The following is an 18,416-nucleotide window of genomic DNA, read 5'->3' on the forward strand; positions in this document are numbered from 1 at the left end:
CTAGTTCTGAAAGTTTAACGCTGTTGCGCTCAATTGTCAAACAATACCTTGAAGGTGTGGATCTCGTTGGAGTAATCATACTCCAGCTTTAAACCGTAACTGGTACAAATCTGACTGCAGAGCGTAAGACCCAGCCCTATGCCTTCAGACTCGTTTGACTTATTGAACCTTTTAACCACCTGCTTTATATCAAACGCGTGTTTGCCAGTATTGCTGATGGCAAGGCCCCGTTCATCTAAGGTTATTGCTAATTTCCCATTTGAGTAGTTGTGGCGAAGTGCGTTGCTTACCAGGTTATTTATCAGCACTTCCATAACCGGCTGGTTTGCCCAAACGTTTTTTTGGCCCAGGTTTGTTATTAGGCTGATATTTTTGCGTTGCAGCATTTCTTCATGCATTTCCAAAGCTTCTTCCACCAGTAGTTTTACATCAACATCCTGCTGGTCGCCTATCAAACCATTCTCTATCTTGGCCAGTAACAACATCGACTTGTTGAGGCGGGTTAAACGCGCTACCGTTCCGTAGATATCATTCAGGATCTTGCTTTGGTTGTGCGTAAACTCATCCGTCTGCAGCAGCGTATCCAGTTTGGAGTTGATTACCGATATCGGCGTCATCAATTCATGCGAAGCATTTTCGGTAAATGCTTTAAGGTTCTGGTAATCTTTTCCAACACGTTCGGCCATGGCAATTACCGCCGCGTCTAATTCGTTAAACTCATCTATAACGGTTGGCGTACTGCTGATTGCTGCCTTATCGGCCAGGCTGAATTTTTTCAATTGGGAGAGTACCGTATAAAATGGCTGCCAGATGCTTTTAAGAATTACCCTGTTCAGTATGGTCAAAACAACAAGCAGGGTAATGATCAGGGCAATGGTGATCAGGAAGATGATCTGGATCAGGTATTCTGTTTCTACCGTAGATTGGGTAACCATGACGCGGTAATTTCGCCCTTTAACTTTTACAGAACTGATAAGGCCGCGCCCCGATTCCATATGGTTTCCATCTGCCTCTTGGTAAACGGTATCTACGAAACGGCGCTTTACTGTTTTATATCCCAGCGGCGAAAAAACTATTTGCTGATGATTAGATTGATAAACATCCGGCAAGGCCTTATTGAGCTTCACGTAATTAAAAATTTCGTTCTCCTCCAGCACCAGGTCTTTATTTAACTGGTTAGTTAAAATATGGCTAATGGTGTAATAGTATACCAGGCCGGTTACCAGCATTATTACAACAGTAACAGCAATGTTTACACGATTGTACTTTTCAATCAGTTTCACGTTCAGATAATTTGTACCCCATGCCGTATGCCGCTTGTATATAGTCGTTAGCCCCTGCTTCCACCAGTTTTTTGCGGATGTTTTTGATATGCGAGTAAATGAAATCAAAATTATCGGCTATGTCGATACTATCGCCCCACAGATGCTCAGCTATAGCATTTTTAGAAACCACCTTGCCCTTATTGGCAATAAAGTACAAAAGCAGTGCGTACTCTTTGCGGGTTAATTTTACAGGATGATCATTTACTACAACTGCTTTGGCGGCAAGATCTATGCTGATCTCTTTAAATTTGAGGATGTTATTACCGTTGTAAGATCGGCGCCTGACGATGGCCAAAACCCGCGACCGCAGTTCTGAAAGGTGAAAGGGCTTGGTTAAATAATCATCAGCTCCCAGGTCCAGGCCGGCAAGGCGGTCATCTAATGAGTTCTTGGCAGAGATGATCAATACGCCATCGTTGTAATCATGTTCTTTTAAATATTTTACAATATCGAGGCCGTTACCATTTGGCAGGGTAAGATCAAGAATGATGCAATCGTAACGGTACATGCCCACCTTTGCCAGCGCCGAGGTAAAATCCTTTGCGGTTTCACATAAGCTATCGCCCCCTGTAAAATAAGCCTCGATACTTTCGCGGAGACCGTCTTCATCTTCAACTATTAAAATTTTCACCTGATAAAGTTAGGGTTTAAAATTGGAGAAAGGCTATTTGGGTGGCCCTGGCTGGCTGTTAAAGTTCCTTAAGCAGTTCATCAATAATAAGCAGTTTTTTCTGCTGCAGGGTTGTTTTGCCATATGCGGTAAAATAGTGATGAGCTACCAGAAAACCTATGCTGGATTGCAGCCACTCCCGGGCAGTATATTCTTTGCCCAGAACAATTTCCCATTCTTTTTGCAATTTAACGGAAAGGTGCATATACTCTTTGATGCACAGGTGGTACATATCGGCATCGCGCATGATCTGCTGCAATAAGTTTTGTGGCAACTGCGGCACTCTGGTTGCCGCAATACAAGCAACAACCTGTGCTATGATGTGCTCGTCGCAACGATGTGCCTTTAGAAAGTCTGTAGCTATGATGATGCTTTGGTCTTCATGGCCATCATAGGCCAAACAATACCCCGTATCATGAAACCACGCCGCTATCTGCAGTATAGTGGTTTGTTTTTTTCCGGCCCCGGTATGCCGCGCTATTTCTGTAACGGCAGTCACCACGCGTTGCGTATGGTCAAGATTATGGAAAAGCATATGCCCGGGCAGCTGCACGCTCAGCATCTGTTTTACAAACTCTTCCGAAGCGGTCACCAATTTGGTCAGATCCATCTAAAACTAGTAGTGACCACTATAATCGCCATGGAATCTGTAGAAATTTTGAGGTAAACAAAAATGCTGATCAAGGATTTGATTTGCCCGGTAAATCTATTGGATGCTGAACAGGCAGCAATCCGGATTTGATGATATTAGTCGGCGACAAAAATTCTCGTACTGCAAAATATATTTTCAATAATAACAGATTCATTATAACATTTCTATGACAATTTCGTATAATTACATCTGAGTGGTGCAGCGGCGAAGGATGATAAAAAATAACTGAATTTGCTGAGGCTCTCTTGTTAAACCAAATCCCTGATTAATATACTTAAGGTTAACCGTGTTCTATCGATAACTTGGTATGGTGCTGTTAATTTTACGATAAACAATTGCAGTAATGATGAATGTAAAGCATTGTTTTGCGCAGGTTGCGCTGCCTTTTTGTTTAATGCTGCTTAGCTGTGCGGCATTCGGCCAAAACGTTTCTTTAGAGAATGCATTTGCTCATAACGACTATTCTCATAAGAGGCCCCTATATGATGCGCTTGATAACGGCTTTACGCATGTGGAAGCTGATATCTACCTGCGAAATGGCAGGTTGCTGGTTGCACACATCCTGCCGATGGTGGAGAGTAAAGGCACGCTGGAAAGTTTGTATCTGGCCCCGCTTAAAGATTGTATCAACGGGAAAAACAGGATGGCCTTGCAACCAAAGTCGCCAATAACACTAATGGTGGATATTAAATCCAACGCCAACAAAACCTATATTGTGCTGGAAGCCTTGCTTCAGAAATACCGGTCCATAATATCCGGTTATGAAAACGGTACCTATGTGCAACGCCAGATCAATGTTGTAATTACTGGTAACAAGCCCTACAAAAAAATAAAAGATGAACGCAACCGCCTTGCTTTTATAGATGAAGACCTCACCAAAACCTATCATGACACGCTAACCAATAATTTATATCAAACCGCCAGCTGCAAATACTCTAAAATGCTCGGATGGAACGGCAAAGGCGAAATGCCGCAGGCTCAGCGAAAAAAATTATGCGCCTTTGTAAGTATGGCACATAGGTTTGGTAAGAAAGTAAGGCTTTGGGCTTCGCCTGAAAATGAAAAGGTTTGGAATGGCCTGCTCAGCTGCGGCGTAGATTTGATCAACACCGATAAACTAGCAGAGTTAAAGAAATTTCTTCAGGCTAAAAACACGGTTTATGCAGACGCGGAGCAGACTGATGTTTTAATTCAAAATTAACTAACGTGAAATATAAACACGACGCCCGGCAAAAGCCGGGCTTTTTTTTTGCCTTTTTTTTATCCAGAATGGCTGGTAAACTCGTACTTGAAGCAGTTAAACAACCGGCATATTTAAAATTATGATATTATCTTCCGGGATTTGACTAATTTTCCGCCAGATTTTATCTCTTTTACATTTCACATATACCTATGAAAAGAAGGCAATTTATTGGCAGCACTGCTATGCTAGGAGCAGGCGTATTAGCAAACAAGGTAGCATTTGCAGCAGCAGAAACCTACCCGGTTGTGCGGATTCCACAGGGGCAGCGCAAATTTACCAGCAAAGTTATAGAAAAAGCCATTGTAGAATTTAAATCAAAAGTAAAGAACCCTGAACTGGGATGGCTTTTTGAGAACTGTTTCCCAAATACTTTGGATACCACCGTAACTTATAAAACAATTAACGGTAAGCCCGATACCTACGTTATTACAGGCGATATTGATGCCATGTGGCTGCGTGATAGTTCTGCACAGGTTTGGCCGTATATTGCTTTCATCAATAAAGATGCTGAATTGAAAAACCTGGTTGCAGGTGTAATTAATCACCAGGCCACCTGTATTCTGCGCGACCCGTATGCCAATGCTTTTTACGATGATCCGAATAAGGTAAGTGAATGGCAAAGTGATGTTACTGATATGAAACCCGGCCTGCATGAGCGTAAATGGGAGATTGATTCCTTATGCTACCCCATTCGCCTGTCTTATAAATATTGGAAATTAACTGGCGACACGTCTCCTTTTGATGCTAAATGGAAAAGTGCCATACAAAATGTGTTGAAAACATTTAAAGAGCAGCAGCGTAAGGAAGGCGACGGGCCGTACTCGTTCCAGCGCAAAACCCAATTTGCTACCGATACTGTACCCATGTTTGGCTTCGGTTACCCTGTAAAACCAGTTGGGTTAATCTGTTCGTCATTCCGCCCGAGCGATGACGCCACCGTTTATTCCTTCCTGATTCCATCCAACTTTTTTGCAGTAACCAGTTTAAAGCAGTCGGCAGAGATGGTGAAAACCATATTTAAAGATGAGACTTTATCTGGCGAGTTATTGGCACTGGCGACTGAAGTTAGCACTGCCTTGCAGCAGCACGCAATCATCGAAACGCCGAAATACGGCAAAGTTTACGCCTACGAAGTAAACGGGTATGGTAGCTATAACCTGATGGACGATGCTAACGTACCCAGCCTGCTGGGCATGCCCTACCTGGATGCTATAAAAAATACTGATCCGGTTTACATCAATACCCGTAAAATGCTGCTCTCGCTGGATAACCCTTTCTTTTACAAAGGCACAGCCGCCGAAGGTATTGGCGGGCCGCACGTTGGTAAAGATATGATCTGGCCAATAGCCATCACTGTACGGGCGCTTACTAGCAACAACGATCAGGAGATAAGGGAGTGTATTGACACATTGCGTAAAACACACGGGGGCACAGGCTTCATGCACGAGTCGTTTAATAAGAACGATGCAAGCAAATTTACCCGTAAATGGTTTGCCTGGGCTAATACCCTATTTGGTGAACTGCTTTGGGAAACCTATACAACCAAGCCGCAGCTACTGGGCTAACATTTAGAGATCTACCTATGAAAAAAATAGCATTGATAATGGCCTTTGGGATTGCTGTGGCTTTTAGTTCCACTGCACAAACGCCGAATTATAAGGCCCGTATTGCCATTATCAACAAAAATATTGCGCAAAGTTTTTATGATAAAAGTACGGGGCTTTACCTGGAGACCAACAACGAGGCCGAGAACAAAGGCAACCATTCTTTTTTGTGGCCATTAACCGCTTTGCTGCAGGCCGCCAACGAAATGGAAAGGCTGGAACCTGGAAAGCAATACATAGCCCCGGTAATGAAAGCTATAGCGCAATACTACAGTGACCGGGCACCTGCGCCAGCCTACCAGGCAATGGTAGTTAAAGAGAAGGTTGATGCACGCTTTTACGACGATAACGAGTGGATTGCCATTGCGCTAATGGATGCTTATGACCGTACCAAAAAAAAGGAATACCTGGAGAAATCACAACTTATTTACCGGTTTCTGCTCACCGGCCATGATCAGGTTGCAGGTGGTGGTTTCTACTGGGAAGAAGGTAATTTGAAAAGTAAGAATACCTGCTCCAACGGCCCGGGTGTATTGGTAGCGCTGCGCCTGTACCAGGCTACTCATGAAAAGGCTTATTTGGATACGGCCATTTCCGTTTACAACTGGACGAAGAAAAACCTGCTTTCGCCCAAGGGTACTTACTATGATGCGATCCGCGTTCCGTCACTTACCATCGACTCTGCATTTTATACCTACAATGCAGGCTCCATGCTGCAATCAGCTGTTATACTATACAATATCACAAAAAACAAAAAATACCTGGATGAGGCCATGTTTGTTGCCGATGGTGCCGAAAAATTCTTTTTTAAAAATGGCAAACTGCCGGGCAACTATTGGTTCAATGCAGTGTTAATTCGCGGGTATATTGAGCTGTACAAGGTTGAAAAAAACAAGCAGCGATTGCAGTTTATCATGGATGATGCCGAACATGTTTGGAAAGATGAACGGGACGGGCAGAATTTGCTGGGGGCAAAAAAGGTAAAAAGCCTCATCGATCAATCAGCTATGCTGGAGACCTACGCCCGGCTGGCTTATTTGAAATAGCGATTGACAACAATTTATCTTTGCGGTTAGCTCCTTGCGGAATGACTTTGAGAAAGATCAATAGCTCATATACTCCGTAAAAACCTCCTGCAGAAAGGCTTTACCTAATGTTAAAGCTTCGCTGGTTTCCTGTTTAGTGGCTTTGTTGTCTTTTACATAGGTTACACGCCTGCCGGCGTTATCGTATGATACAGCCTGGCCGGGTAAAATAAAACCCATGCCATCGTCCCAATCGAAAAATGCAAAGGGTTTAGCATAGGGGTTGAGCAGGTCTTTGGACCATTTAAATTGTTTGTGCCGCAGGTTGAGTTGCGCCAGCAGCGTTGTAGCCAAATCATTTTGATTTCCAAGCTTGCTGAAGCGTTGGCCGCGATACCTGGGTTGAATAGCATCCCCAAAAAATAACAGCGGGATATGGTATTTGCGCGGGTTATACGGTTCGGAATGATTTAAAGGTAACCGGTGACCATGATCTGCTACCAAAATAAACAGCGTATTTTTATACCAGGATTGCTTTCTGGCTTCATCGAAGTATTTTTTCAGGCTGGCATCTGTATAATAGGCTGTGCTCCGGAATTTATTGGGAAGATCCTCACCGGAAAAATGGGGGGTGCCGGGTACTTCAAAAGGTTCGTGATTACTTAGCGTTTGTACGTAGCTGAAAAAAGGCTGCGGCTGATGGTTAAGCTCCAAAATATTTCTTTTCAGCATTACATCATCATGCGCACCCCATTTGGAATTCATGTCCTTATCGGCAAAGCTATATTTATCAACTATTTTGGAGACTTTATGGCTTAACAGATAAGCTTTAAAATTCATGAAATCGCTGGCGCCACCGTAAAAGTAGGAAGTGTGGTAGCCATAGTCTGCAAATACATTGCTTAATGCAGGCAGGCGTTCCTGCTTGGCATTATCAATTACCATAGTGCGGGAGGCTTGTGAGGGGAAAGCACTTAAAATAGCTACGATACCTTTATCGGTACGGTCGCTTGCCGAATAAATATTGTTGAACAGAACACCTTGTTTGATGAAGGTCTCAAAGTTTGGGGCATCCCCCTTTTCGCCGCCGAGGGATTCAATGACATCAGCGGTAAAGCTTTCCAATTGAATGATGACGATATTTGGATGTTCTGTAGTGAGGATGTGCTCCGTTGTATCTTTCTTTACCGCGTACATGCTGTCTACGAGCATGGTTGCTTTATCAGCCGGCATAAAAAGATAGGGGTTATCCGGCGTTTTTAGGTTCTCGAACGTATTGGCAAACAGATTCCATTCTGTACTCAACGCCCCCTGATTAAGAATTGGCCTGTCGGAAAAGTAAACAGTGCTTTGGCTGATGGGGGCCAGTTGTAAGCCGCTTCGGCCAATAAAAAACAATACCCCAAAAACAAAGGCGAAGACCACCGGCTTTGCCGCCATTGGCACCTTTGGTTTTCTAAAATTGAAATCGATGATGTAACTGGCGAGAAATACTCCAGTAGCCATCATTAGCAGTCCAATGGTAATCGTAAGTGCAATAGGAGAGGAGCCTGAAGATGCCATAGCTTCAGATGGTGAATTGAATAAATTGGCAAAAACCCTGAAGTTGACCTTGGTGCCCCACTCGCGGAAGATATTAAAGTTCACCATGTTAATGAGGCACAGCATCACCAGCACCAGGTAAACATAAATACGTAGCCAAATGGGTTTAATATGGTAAGGCGTAAACCAGTTAACGCCAAAAACTGCCAGCGGAAGTAGGCAAATATAGGCCGCCGCGGAGGCATCCATCCTGAAACCATAAAGGAAAGTTTTGAAGATATCCCAGGAAGTACTGCCCGCAAATTTTTCACTAAAGTATACCTCAAACACCCCGCGGGTGATCATGGCAAATACGATCCAAAAAATAAGGAAACGACAGAAACTGAAAAGGCTTTTTAACATTGGGGCACAAAAGTAATGTTAAATCCCGATGTTAAAAAGCCGTTAAAATAACGTTAGATTAGGATGAGATAATCCCTGTAATTACTTCGCACATAGTATCGATCTCCTCGTCGGTGTTGTAGTAATGTACCGATGCCCGCACGATGGAAGCCAGGTGGTTTTTGTTCATATAAATAAGTGTGGAGATTGCTTTTGCCAGGGATACATTAATGCCCTTTTCAAACAATTTGGATTTTACCTCCATACTGTCTATCCCTGCTACCGAAAAAGTAACGATGCCGCATTTTTCCGCGCCAAAATCATGAACCGTGACCCCGTCGATGCTATTAAGTTGATTACGGAGCAGATCGGCGAGGTACTGTACGCGCTGCCAGATGCTGTCGACTCCAATATTGAGCGCGTATTCAACTGCTTTACCCAAGCCCAGGATTAGCGCCCGGTTCTTTTCATAAAGCTCAAACCGGCGGGCATCATTCCTGAGTTTAAAATCGGTTTCGGTTACCCAGTCGGCTGCAAAGCTATCCATCAGGATGACTTTGATCTTCTCCAGCGCATCTTTCCGTACAAACAAAAAGCCTGTACCGCGGGGTGCGCGTAAGTATTTGCGGCCGGTTACAGATAGCATATCGCAGCCAATGGCTTTAACATCCAGCGGGATCTGCCCCGCACTTTGACAGGCGTCCACGAGGTAAAGGATCCTATTATTCCGCGCTATTTTACCTATCGCTTCAATCGGCATCATTCCGCCTGCTGTAGAAGGGATGTGAGTAATGGCGATGAGTTTCGTTTTGTCGGTAATCGCTTCTTCCAGCCCGGCAAGCGAAAAATTCCCGTCAGCATCATTCGGGACCACTTTAAATATAACGCCGTGGTTGTTTTTCATGTTCAGGAAGCCCATCACGTTAGTGATGTATTCCATTTCGGAGGTAATGATCTCATCACCCGCCTTAAAATCTATTCCATTAAACACCAGTCCCCAGGCAACGCTCGCACTTTCTACCAGCGCAATTTCATCGCGGTCGGCGTTAATGAGTTTTGCCACCAGGTCATACGTGTTATTTAATGCTGCCTGGTATTTGGCTTCGGTTTCATAGCCGCCGTAAGTTGCCTCTTCCTCCAGGTAATTAGTAATGGTATTTAACACAACATCCGGCGGAAAAGATGACCCTGCGTTATTAAAATGGATTCGTTTGGTTGTTCCTTTTGTGTCGGCCCTGAATCGTTGTATATCTTGCGGGGTAATTGGGTTAGTTTCCATTTTTAAATTTGGCGCAATTTAAAGGGGTTGAACCTCCGCGAAGAATAAAATTAAAATTTTATCTGGGCAGCGCAATCGCGTGTTAATCGACACAACCACGGGTTTTACCGTTACATCTTTTCGTTTACCTGCGTAATGCCTGTTATTTAACTCCAAATAAATATAAGCTTATCTAACCTGCATGAAAAAACTTTCCTTCATCACTCAATCTTTCCTGATTATAGCCATCGCCGGGCTAGTTGCCTGTAACAAAAGCACTGATGATACCGCTACGCCGGTGTTGAATACAACCGACGTAGTCATTGATGCGGCAGGAACAACCGCTTACAGCGGCGGTATTCTATCTTCCACCAGTGCCGCTACGGCATATGGTGTGTGCTACAGTTCAACCAATCATGAACCTACTACAGCCGATAGTACTAAGTCGGTAGCTGTTACCTATTCGTCGTTCAGTAACACCATACCTTATTTACTCCCGAATACCACTTACTACTTAAGGGCCTATGCAACGTATCTTACCAAAACAGGGTATGGCGAGGTGATACAATTTAATACAGGCAGTAATTTGTCGGCTACTTTTGGGCAGGTAAGCACCTATGCAGGCAGCCTGGCGGGGGGCTTAAGCAATGGACCTTTGCTAACCGCCCAGTTTGATAACCCTATGGGTATTGCTGCGGATGCTGCAGGTAACCTGTACATAGCAGATTCTTTTAATTGTGCTATCCGGAAAATCAGCACGGGGGGTGCGGTGACAACCGTGGCCGGCAGTGGCAGCCTCGGCTATGCCAATGGCACCGGCAATGCGGCACAGTTTTATTCTCCGTCTGCATTGGTGGTAGATGCTACAGGCAATATTTTTGTTGCCGACCGTGGTAATAATGCTATCCGCAAAATTACCCCTTCCGGGGTGGTTACCACATTTGCGGGTAATGGCACAGCCGGGTATACAGATGGTACGGGCGAGGCAGCCTCATTCAACACGCCAAGCGGCATTGCTATCGATCCATCGGGAAATTTGGTTATTGCCGATGCCGGGAATAACCTCATTCGCAAAATAACCCCTGCAGGGGTGGTGACCACAGTTGCAGGCAGCCGCACAGCAGGTTATTTGAACGGCACCGGAACCGCTGCCAATTTTAATAAGCCTGCTGCAGTTGCAATTGATGCCGCAGGAAATATTTATGTGACGGAAGCCACGAACAGCGCTATCCGGAAAATAAACGCCGACCTGCTGGTGACCACTTTTGCAGGTGGCCCAGGTATCAATTCTTTATTGGGTAGCCCCAATGCTTTAAGTATTGATGCCAGCGGCAACTTCTGGATCAGCGACGGGTCGGGGAGGATCCTGAAGATCAATACGGATAAAAAACTGCTGGTTATGGCAGGGACGTCAGGCACCACCGGCGCTACCGATGGAGCAGGGAATGTTGCCTTATTCAACGGACCAACGGGCGTTCTGGCAACCTCCAGCGGCGTATATGTTGCAGATTTCGGCAATAACGAGATCCGTAAAATTAACTAAAGCCAAACAAGCTTTAATAAATGTTGCTATCTGTCCCCGGCTACATATGAGCGGATTACGGAAGGGTGATCCGCTTTTTATTGGTTCTTTTTTGAGATTTAATATTTATATTAGTTGAATTAAAACCGATAAGCCCTTTCACCATGACCGATTTTGAAGAACCTGTATATGCCGTAACGGCTGCGTCTCCTAAAGTTTACCAGCCAAATATGATCCGGGTGGCTACCTTTATCGGCGGCCCGTTGGTAGCCGGTTACATGATTGCAGAAAACTTTAAGGCTTTTAATGCATACGATAAGGCAAAGAAGACCTGGCTCTATACCATCGTTTTTACCATAGCCTTATTTGGACTGGCAGCTGCTATACCCGCTAGCGTAAACATTCCAAGAATTGTTTTTCCGGTTATTTATGCATGGTCTGCTTATGGGTTGGTTAACCAATACCAGGGCAAGATGATCGCTGCACACATCAATAACAATGGCGAGGCCTTTAATTGGGGCCGTAGTATTGTAATAGGATTGATCGGCATGGTAGTACTGCTGGTGCTTATTGCGGTTCCTTTATTTTTGTATTACTCCATGTATTCGGGGGTATAAACGACAATTTGCTATATATGATTTAGGCGCTTATGATAGCTGTTAAAATTGAGGCTGGCTTTCTGAAAACTATTTCATGGTTAGGTGATAAAATAATTGATTGGGCGTGCGGCGGGGTCCTTTATGATTGCAGAGGTAAAGTAAAAGAGTCAGTTTACTATAATCTGCCGTTCAACTTTAACGCGGCAATCACATCGGCGGACGGTACCTATGCTTTTGTTTATAGCAAGTTAGGAACAAAGGGTGTATTGTTAAAAAACGGTAAGGAGCTGAGAGAAATAAACAGGCCTTATTATTGCGCCAATGCTTTCGAGTATCCTGCGGCATTTACAACCCTTGATGACGTTACTTATCTAATCCATTGTCCGTTAAGGTATGATAGATTAGATTTTGAAAATGTAGAAACAGGTAAAATAGTTACCAATAAAAAGGGACGAAAAAACTCCGATACTTTTCATTCCCGGTTAGAAACTAGTCCGGATGGTAACTTATTAATATGCAGGGGTTGGGTATGGCATCCAAGGGACGTGGTTGAAATTTATGATATCAGGGATTGTCTACTCAAGCCAGCTCATTTGGATCGAAAAACACTGTATCCCGACATAGGAGTTGAAATTTGTACGGCCAGTTTTATAAATGATTCGCTGATATTAATAGGTTCAACAGACGAAGTTTACGATGATGAACAATCTTGTGATTTTAGCAAAAAACTTGCAATCTGGGATGTCAAGTCAGATACCATTATAAGCCACACAAATGTAAATGCAGAATTTGGCAATCTGTTTGTGATTGACGATACCTATGCCTGGGATTTGTTTATATATCCCAAAATTGTCAATTTTAAGACTGGTGAAATTGTAGATGAAGATCGAACCATAGATTCAGGTAGACAGAATTCAAGTATAATTGGAGATGGTACGCCGCAAATAATATATAATCGGCAAACCAAGCAAATTGCCATTGCCAGAAATGAATCGATAGTAATATTAACACCAGGCATCATTTAAATCAGCGGCTGAATGTTTGACTTACAATCCTGTCGTTTCTCTACCACCGTTTATCCATCAAGTCAAAATGATACACCTGGGCGTTGTAGTTGGGTAGTTCGTTGTAAGATTGGTAATAGATGTATTTGTTATTCTTTTCCAGGCCCGGGATCAGTACGCTAATCACTTTGCGCATCTGAATATTTTCTTTCCTTACAGCAGCGGTGTCTTTCAAACTAATTTTGGTTTGATAGCTAACGATTGGGAAGTTCCCCTCATTCGTCATTTTATTAAAAATGCCAAGTATCCGTGGTTTGCCGGGCAGATCAGCCAGCACAACCGGAAATTTGTATTTTTTATCTGCTTCTTCCTGTAGTTTATTACGGAAACTAAGTACATCCCCATCAATATTGTAAAGCCAGATGGCACTTGGCCGCAGGGTGCTGTTGGCCATATTGGCATAACTAAGAGCATCCATCAGGTAGTGTTTGCTATAATAGCTTTTAGCCAATTTAAAGAGTTCAGGAGCGGTCTTGCCATTTAAGGTATAGGGCTGGAATTCTAAAAAGCTCAGCTTCCAGCCATATTCATAATTAGCATAAATGGCGGTAACCATAATTTTATTCTGCACATCCTTGCCGGTGGGCGTGTAAAACACCATATACATTTCCTGTGCATAAGCATGGTAAATAAGCTTGTAAGCGTTATCACCGGTAGCCTGCCCTTTGATACTGTCGCGTTCGATATATTTATTTATGGTGTAATACTCGTCAGATTTGGCGAACGTGTCAGTGGTCATCCGGTGGCCGATATTCTTCACCGCCGCATCAATACTGTTGCTGGTCAATAACTCTTTGGAAAGGAGGCCCTCCATCCCTTTCGTATCACCGGCTTTGATATAGTTGAATACTTTATTATTCAACTCATGCAGGTCATCCCGTTTGCTTGCTTTTATCTGGTCGTTTCTCCAGCTGCCAATTTCGTTACTGCAGCCTGTTGCAAACACAAGCAGCACAAGATATAAAGGTGATAAGTGATAATTTAGGCGAATCATGCCACTAATATAAAAAAGCAGGGGCATATGGCAGGTGTCAAATTAAAATATAAATTTACGGGGTTTATAATTCAAGATGCGTAAAAACTGGTTCTCAAAAAGTAATATCCTCAACGCTGTATTTATACTAACCCTGCTATCGGTAATTTTTGTTCCAACCGTGAAAACGCTGATGATCCGCGGACTCATGAGCATCGGTTTTTTCAACCCTGATGTAAGTAAAGCCGCTACATCCAAACGAGTTGCGGTGAGCGACCTGATATTCAGCGATCCGGCCGGGCAAACCCTGAGTCTGCATAATTTAAAGGGCAAGGTGGTTGTTATTAACTTTTGGGCTACCTGGTGCCCGCCCTGCCGCGCCGAGTTGCCATCCCTGAATAGTCTTTATGAAAAATTTAAAGCTAACAAGGATATTGTTTTTATTACCGTTGATGCAGATGGCGACTTCGCCAAATCTGCCGGCTTCCTGCAAAGCAATGGTTATACTTTACCGCTTTATAAAATAGCCAGTAATGTTGAAGAAAGTGTTTACGCTGGCACCTTGCCCACAACGGTCATCATTGATACAGAAGGTAAAATGGTGTTGCGCCACCAGGGTGCTGCTGATTACGATAGCAAACGGGTGATCGATTTGCTAAAGTCTTTAATAGCAAAGAATTAAGTATACACTGATTTACTTAAAGATAAATTTTCCAGGTAAAATAGACAGGATAATTTGAATTGGCTAAGTGACGCATGGTACAAATCAAGAAAGCCGAAAAGCCATGGATTGAAAGCCGGGAATTTTTCGGATTAGTGATCCTCATTGCAGTTATTGGCATCAATTATGCCTATATGAAAAGACTGCAAAAATTCGGTAATTATAAATTTGAGAAAGGGTTGAAAACGTGCATGTCGAAATTGAAGTCACCTGGTGAGTTGACTTACCACCAACGCTTCTCTGCTGCGCAAAGAGTGGAGCTATGGTGGCAAGTATAGATTTTACCCTCTTTTTGCGTAGCAAAGAGAGGGTCGGGCAGCGGAGCGAACCCGGGGTGAGTCAAACTGCGAGCGGTAAAAATAGGATAGGACTGATGCCCGTTTCGAATAACCAATCATTAAACACCCATTTATTATTAATCTACACACCATGAACTACAGAAATCTAGGAAATACAGATGTACAACTTTCTACCATTGGTTTAGGCTGTATGGGCATGAGCCATGCCTATGGCGAACCCGACGATGTGGAATCGATAGCGACGCTTAATAAAGCGATTGAATTGGGCATTAACTTTTGGGATACAGCCGATGTATATGGCAACGGGCAGAACGAAAGCCTGATCTCGCAGGTGTTAAAGCCAAACCGGGACAAGATCTTTATCGCTACCAAGTTTGGGTTTAGGGCAGCGGCAGATGGTAAGTTGAGCACCTTTGATGGCTCGCCCGCCTATATGAAAACAGCAGTGGAAGCGAGTTTGACACGCTTGAAAACCGATGTGATCGATCTGTATTACGCTCACCGGATTGACCCGAATGTGCCTGTTGAAGAAATGGTAGGAGCCATGGCTGATCTGGTAAAGGAGGGCAAGGTGCGCTACATCGGCCTGTCTGAAGCTTCTCCAAACAGCGTTCGCCGTGCCCACGCGGTGCACCCCATTTCGGCTTTGCAAAGCGAGTATTCGCTGCTCACCAGGGATGTGGAAAAGGAGATCATTCCGTTGTGTAAAGAATTAAAGATATCTTTCGTACCTTTTAGTCCGCTGGCTCGTGGATTGGTAACAAACACCTTAAAACTGGATGAGTTGAAGGAGGGTGATTTCCGTAAATCGCTGCCGCGTTATCAGCAGGGCCATGCAGCAAACAACCAAAATCTGGCGCAAGGCTTTGCGGAAATAGCGGAGGGCCTCGGCTGTACTCCGGCGCAACTGGCTATCGCCTGGGTAATCAATCAGGGTGAAAACATCATCCCAATACCCGGTACCAAAAAGCGCAAATATCTGGAAGAGAATGCAGGAAGCGTTGATGTACAGTTAAACGGCGAAAACCTCGAAGCTATTGAAGCGTTGCTGAAGAAATATCCTGATACCGGAGAAAGATATAATGAAGGCAACTGGAAGTTTGTAGACAGGAACTAATAAATGCCTTGCCTGATGATCGTAATGAACTCTTAGGTGTTTTATATTAAATGAATAAACAAGGCAAATACTATTCGGGAACCAGCGGTTTAACACTGCCGGTTCCCAACAAATCGCTTTACCCTGCCGAATACCAGGTTAAGAGCCGGTTGTATTATTATGCGTCGTTATTTAGCAGTATCGAAATTAACAGCTCGTTTTACAAACTACCCATGCCTAAAACGGTAAGCAAATGGGCGGCAGAGGTACCTTGTAATTTCAGGTTCACCTATAAACTTTGGCGCAACATTACTCATAACAAAGGCCTGGCCTTTGATTCTGCTGATATTGCTTGCTTTATGCACATTATAAACCAGGCCGCCGAAAAGAAAGGCTGCCTGCTGGTGCAGTTTCCTCCCAGCATAACCATAGCCAGCAGGGTGCAATTGGAAAAACTGTTGCAGTTGCTGTATGATGCTAATACTGGCGGGTGGCATATCGCTATAGAATTTCGCAGCAAAACCTGGTATCGGGATGATATTTATAGCCTGCTGCGCCGGTATCAAATGGGCGTAGTGCTGCATGATATGCCAAAATCCGCACCGCCAATGCTGGAGCAGGAGGTGCCCTTTGTCTACCTGCGTTTCCATGGCCCGGGTGGTAGCTATCGTGGCAGTTACCCGGACGACTTTTTAGTAGAGTATGCGCAATATATTCAAACCTGGCAGGAGGAGGGCAAGGCTGTATATGTTTATTTTAACAACACCATGGGCGATGCCGTTAAGAACCTGCAAACACTAAATAGTTTTGTAGCTAACGGTTAAATTACTTGTACTGCTGAATCTCCGTGTTAACGTTAGGTTTTGTACTTTTGAGGCAAATCACATCTACTATGCGTCGTTTATCTTATTCCCTGATCGTTTTAAGTACGCTTTCCTTTTTTATTGCCACGGGCTGCAAACAAGCCGGCAAGGGCAGCGCCGGTAAAGCGGATTCTGTTAAGGCCGACAGCTCTTCAGGATTAAAAGCTACATCGTCAAAAACAGGTAAACTGGTAGGCGCCTGGCACGATGAAACCATTAAATCTGATAAGGGCGAACAGATTGCTTATGAAGTGATCAGCAGCGGCAGTAAGGTTTATATCCAGGCCATTACCTTTGTAGGCACTAACCTTAAGCTGAATGATACCCCGCCAATTACCGATTCGGCGTCAGAAATTGTAAAAGACGGCGATAAATACCACAGTGTAGAACGGCCAACCGAAATATATGTGGTTGATAAAAGCGGTGATTTGCTTATTTACGATGGCACCGAATTGGTTGCTAAATGTAAGCGACTGATCTAAGCCTGCTTCTCGTCTTCCGTTACAACTTTCATTTCGCTTAGGGGCACCCCGCCCTTTATGCCAAAATCCATGGTGCGGATAGGGAAAGGGATCATGATGCCAGTTTCGTCGTACGCTTTTTTGATGCGGATAATGGCCTCACTTTTTACCTCTAAAAAAGCCATCGGATCTATGGTACTTACCCAGATGCGCATGATGAAATTGATGGAGCTATCCGCAAATGAAGTATAAAACATGGTCGTTTCATCTTCTTCACTGATGCCGGGAATGCCCTTGACCGCGGCGAGTGTAATTTCTTTCACCTTTTCAAGATCATCACCGTAAGAAACGCCTATCTCCATATCTATCCTTCGCTTGCCAAGGATAGAAAAATTCTCAATTGGGTTTTGGAAAACGTCCTTGTTGGGGATGATCACCATTTGCCCCTGGAAAGTGCGGATCACCGTATCACGCAGGTTGATCTCTGCAACTTTGCCCATATAGCCTTTCAGTTCAACCGTATCGCCCACATTCATGGGTTTGCGAAACAGGATCAGCACGCCCGACATGAAATTAGCCGCAATATCCTGGAAAGCAAAAGCCAGCGCCAGGCCAATGATACCCGCCCCGGCAAGCAGGGTAGTTACCGCCTGGCCAAGGTTAAGCACTGATAATACCGTAAACAGTGTGATGCCAATTAATGCGATGTATACAATGGATATAATTAAATTGTTAAGACTGGTATGGATAGAAAGCCTGTTAATCAATTTGGCGACAAGGTTTTTAAGCACCTTGGCAAGGTAGAGGCCAATAACCAAAATGATAGCCGCTAAGATAATATTCGGGAGCAGTTTGATCAGATCGCGAAGCCAGGTATACAGCTTTTGGGTGATCAGCTGGTATGCTTTATTAATGTCCATCCTATTAAAAGGTTAAACGGGGCAGAATGTTTGCGAAGAGTATATTATGGAAATGGGCAATCATTCAGGTTGCGTACAAATATCGCCTCGCCGTAGGCTTTACCCTTGTCAAAGGTTGCTAATCGACCCATCTGCACATAGTTTGCCCAACCGGCGACGAATATCCTTTAAACCCTTTCATCGCTTAAATATGTCCCG

General features: G+C 44.0%; 18 protein-coding genes. 11 read left to right on the top strand and 7 right to left on the bottom strand.

Features of this window, described 5'->3' with window-relative positions:
* Nucleotides 1-29: 29 nt before the first annotated feature.
* Genes A0256_09735 through A0256_09745 form a run of 3 tightly spaced genes read right to left on the bottom strand, consistent with a single transcriptional unit; the run spans nt 30 to nt 2,605 of the window.
* A complete protein-coding gene (locus A0256_09735; GenBank protein AMR31681.1) occupies nt 30-1,283 on the bottom strand; it encodes a hypothetical protein in 1,254 nt (417 codons plus the stop codon).
* Nucleotides 1,270-1,956 (bottom strand): DNA-binding response regulator, encoded by a 687-nt coding sequence (locus A0256_09740; protein AMR31682.1) that lies wholly within the window; start codon nt 1,954-1,956, stop codon nt 1,270-1,272. The genes A0256_09735 and A0256_09740 overlap by 14 nt, the downstream gene beginning before the upstream one ends.
* A gap of 58 nt (nt 1,957-2,014) precedes the next feature.
* On the bottom strand, nt 2,015-2,605 hold the full coding sequence (locus tag A0256_09745) for a hypothetical protein (protein AMR31683.1): 591 nt from the start codon (nt 2,603-2,605) through the stop codon (nt 2,015-2,017).
* A gap of 385 nt (nt 2,606-2,990) precedes the next feature.
* On the opposite strand from A0256_09745, the gene A0256_09750 reads away from it, so the two are divergent.
* The 3 genes from A0256_09750 (at nt 2,991) to A0256_09760 (ending at nt 6,540) form a co-directional block, all read left to right on the top strand.
* A complete protein-coding gene (locus A0256_09750; GenBank protein ID AMR31684.1) occupies nt 2,991-3,848 on the top strand; it encodes a hypothetical protein in 858 nt (285 codons plus the stop codon).
* A gap of 191 nt (nt 3,849-4,039) precedes the next feature.
* Complete coding sequence (locus tag A0256_09755; protein AMR31685.1) at nt 4,040-5,455, top strand: Tat pathway signal protein; 1,416 nt, start codon at nt 4,040-4,042, stop codon at nt 5,453-5,455.
* Between the two features lie 17 nt (nt 5,456-5,472).
* Entirely contained in the window at nt 5,473-6,540 is a 1,068-nt protein-coding gene (locus tag A0256_09760) for a glycoside hydrolase (GenBank protein ID AMR31686.1), read from the top strand.
* A 57-nt stretch (nt 6,541-6,597) separates the two neighbouring features.
* On the opposite strand, the gene A0256_09765 is transcribed toward A0256_09760, so the two are convergent.
* Entirely contained in the window at nt 6,598-8,463 is a 1,866-nt protein-coding gene (locus A0256_09765) for a hypothetical protein (GenBank protein AMR31687.1), read from the bottom strand.
* A 58-nt stretch (nt 8,464-8,521) separates the two neighbouring features.
* Nucleotides 8,522-9,721: an aminotransferase V gene (locus A0256_09770; protein ID AMR31688.1), complete on the bottom strand. Its 1,200-nt coding sequence runs from the start codon at nt 9,719-9,721 to the stop codon at nt 8,522-8,524.
* 181 nt (nt 9,722-9,902) lie between these two features.
* On the opposite strand from A0256_09770, the gene A0256_09775 reads away from it, so the two are divergent.
* From A0256_09775 to A0256_09785, 3 genes are all read left to right on the top strand, one after another.
* Nucleotides 9,903-11,243: a hypothetical protein gene (locus tag A0256_09775; GenBank protein AMR31689.1), complete on the top strand. Its 1,341-nt coding sequence runs from the start codon at nt 9,903-9,905 to the stop codon at nt 11,241-11,243.
* A gap of 143 nt (nt 11,244-11,386) precedes the next feature.
* Entirely contained in the window at nt 11,387-11,839 is a 453-nt protein-coding gene (locus A0256_09780) for a hypothetical protein (protein ID AMR31690.1), read from the top strand.
* Between the two features lie 32 nt (nt 11,840-11,871).
* Nucleotides 11,872-12,846 (top strand): hypothetical protein, encoded by a 975-nt coding sequence (locus A0256_09785; protein AMR31691.1) that lies wholly within the window; start codon nt 11,872-11,874, stop codon nt 12,844-12,846.
* Between the two features lie 40 nt (nt 12,847-12,886).
* Here the strand turns inward: A0256_09785 and A0256_09790 are convergent, their stop codons facing one another.
* Nucleotides 12,887-13,906, bottom strand: coding sequence for a hypothetical protein (locus A0256_09790; GenBank protein AMR31692.1), 1,020 nt, complete (start codon nt 13,904-13,906; stop codon nt 12,887-12,889).
* Nucleotides 13,907-13,955: 49 nt separating this feature from the next.
* Here A0256_09790 and A0256_09795 point away from each other — a divergent pair, with 49 nt between their 5' ends.
* The 5 genes from A0256_09795 to A0256_09815 all read left to right on the top strand — a co-directional run bounded on the left by A0256_09795 (nt 13,956) and on the right by A0256_09815 (nt 17,319).
* Complete coding sequence (locus tag A0256_09795; protein AMR31693.1) at nt 13,956-14,540, top strand: thioredoxin; 585 nt, start codon at nt 13,956-13,958, stop codon at nt 14,538-14,540.
* Between the two features lie 74 nt (nt 14,541-14,614).
* Nucleotides 14,615-14,857, top strand: coding sequence for a hypothetical protein (locus A0256_09800; GenBank protein ID AMR31694.1), 243 nt, complete (start codon nt 14,615-14,617; stop codon nt 14,855-14,857).
* A 151-nt stretch (nt 14,858-15,008) separates the two neighbouring features.
* Nucleotides 15,009-15,995, top strand: a complete 987-nt coding sequence (locus A0256_09805; protein AMR31695.1) for an aldo/keto reductase — start codon at nt 15,009-15,011, stop codon at nt 15,993-15,995.
* Nucleotides 15,996-16,045: 50 nt separating this feature from the next.
* Nucleotides 16,046-16,798, top strand: coding sequence for a hypothetical protein (locus A0256_09810; protein AMR31696.1), 753 nt, complete (start codon nt 16,046-16,048; stop codon nt 16,796-16,798).
* A gap of 68 nt (nt 16,799-16,866) precedes the next feature.
* Nucleotides 16,867-17,319 (top strand): hypothetical protein, encoded by a 453-nt coding sequence (locus A0256_09815; protein AMR31697.1) that lies wholly within the window; start codon nt 16,867-16,869, stop codon nt 17,317-17,319.
* Here A0256_09815 and A0256_09820 read toward each other — a convergent pair.
* Entirely contained in the window at nt 17,316-18,218 is a 903-nt protein-coding gene (locus A0256_09820; protein AMR31698.1) for a mechanosensitive ion channel protein MscS, read from the bottom strand. The two genes, A0256_09815 and A0256_09820, sit on opposite strands and share 4 nt — an antisense overlap.
* Between the last annotated feature and the right edge of the window lie 198 nt (nt 18,219-18,416).

The sequence above is a fragment of the Mucilaginibacter sp. PAMC 26640 genome (genome assembly GCA_001596135.1).
Classification (GTDB): domain Bacteria; phylum Bacteroidota; class Bacteroidia; order Sphingobacteriales; family Sphingobacteriaceae; genus Mucilaginibacter.

Bases quoted from the DNA above. Each gene is read 5' to 3' on its own strand.
- A0256_09785 (AMR31691.1), top strand. From the start codon at position 11,872: ATGATAGCTGTTAAAATTGAGGCTGGCTTTCTGAAAACTATTTCATGG.
- A0256_09800 (AMR31694.1), top strand. From the start codon at position 14,615: ATGGTACAAATCAAGAAAGCCGAAAAGCCATGGATTGAAAGCCGGGAA.
- A0256_09780 (AMR31690.1), top strand. From the start codon at position 11,387: ATGACCGATTTTGAAGAACCTGTATATGCCGTAACGGCTGCGTCTCCT.
- A0256_09790 (AMR31692.1), bottom strand. From the start codon at position 13,906: ATGCCCCTGCTTTTTTATATTAGTGGCATGATTCGCCTAAATTATCAC.
- A0256_09745 (AMR31683.1), bottom strand. From the start codon at position 2,605: ATGGATCTGACCAAATTGGTGACCGCTTCGGAAGAGTTTGTAAAACAG.
- A0256_09765 (AMR31687.1), bottom strand. From the start codon at position 8,463: ATGTTAAAAAGCCTTTTCAGTTTCTGTCGTTTCCTTATTTTTTGGATC.
- A0256_09755 (AMR31685.1), top strand. From the start codon at position 4,040: ATGAAAAGAAGGCAATTTATTGGCAGCACTGCTATGCTAGGAGCAGGC.
- A0256_09760 (AMR31686.1), top strand. From the start codon at position 5,473: ATGAAAAAAATAGCATTGATAATGGCCTTTGGGATTGCTGTGGCTTTT.
- A0256_09795 (AMR31693.1), top strand. From the start codon at position 13,956: ATGCGTAAAAACTGGTTCTCAAAAAGTAATATCCTCAACGCTGTATTT.
- A0256_09805 (AMR31695.1), top strand. From the start codon at position 15,009: ATGAACTACAGAAATCTAGGAAATACAGATGTACAACTTTCTACCATT.
- A0256_09770 (AMR31688.1), bottom strand. From the start codon at position 9,721: ATGGAAACTAACCCAATTACCCCGCAAGATATACAACGATTCAGGGCC.
- A0256_09750 (AMR31684.1), top strand. From the start codon at position 2,991: ATGATGAATGTAAAGCATTGTTTTGCGCAGGTTGCGCTGCCTTTTTGT.
- A0256_09810 (AMR31696.1), top strand. From the start codon at position 16,046: ATGAATAAACAAGGCAAATACTATTCGGGAACCAGCGGTTTAACACTG.
- A0256_09775 (AMR31689.1), top strand. From the start codon at position 9,903: ATGAAAAAACTTTCCTTCATCACTCAATCTTTCCTGATTATAGCCATC.
- A0256_09815 (AMR31697.1), top strand. From the start codon at position 16,867: ATGCGTCGTTTATCTTATTCCCTGATCGTTTTAAGTACGCTTTCCTTT.
- A0256_09820 (AMR31698.1), bottom strand. From the start codon at position 18,218: ATGGACATTAATAAAGCATACCAGCTGATCACCCAAAAGCTGTATACC.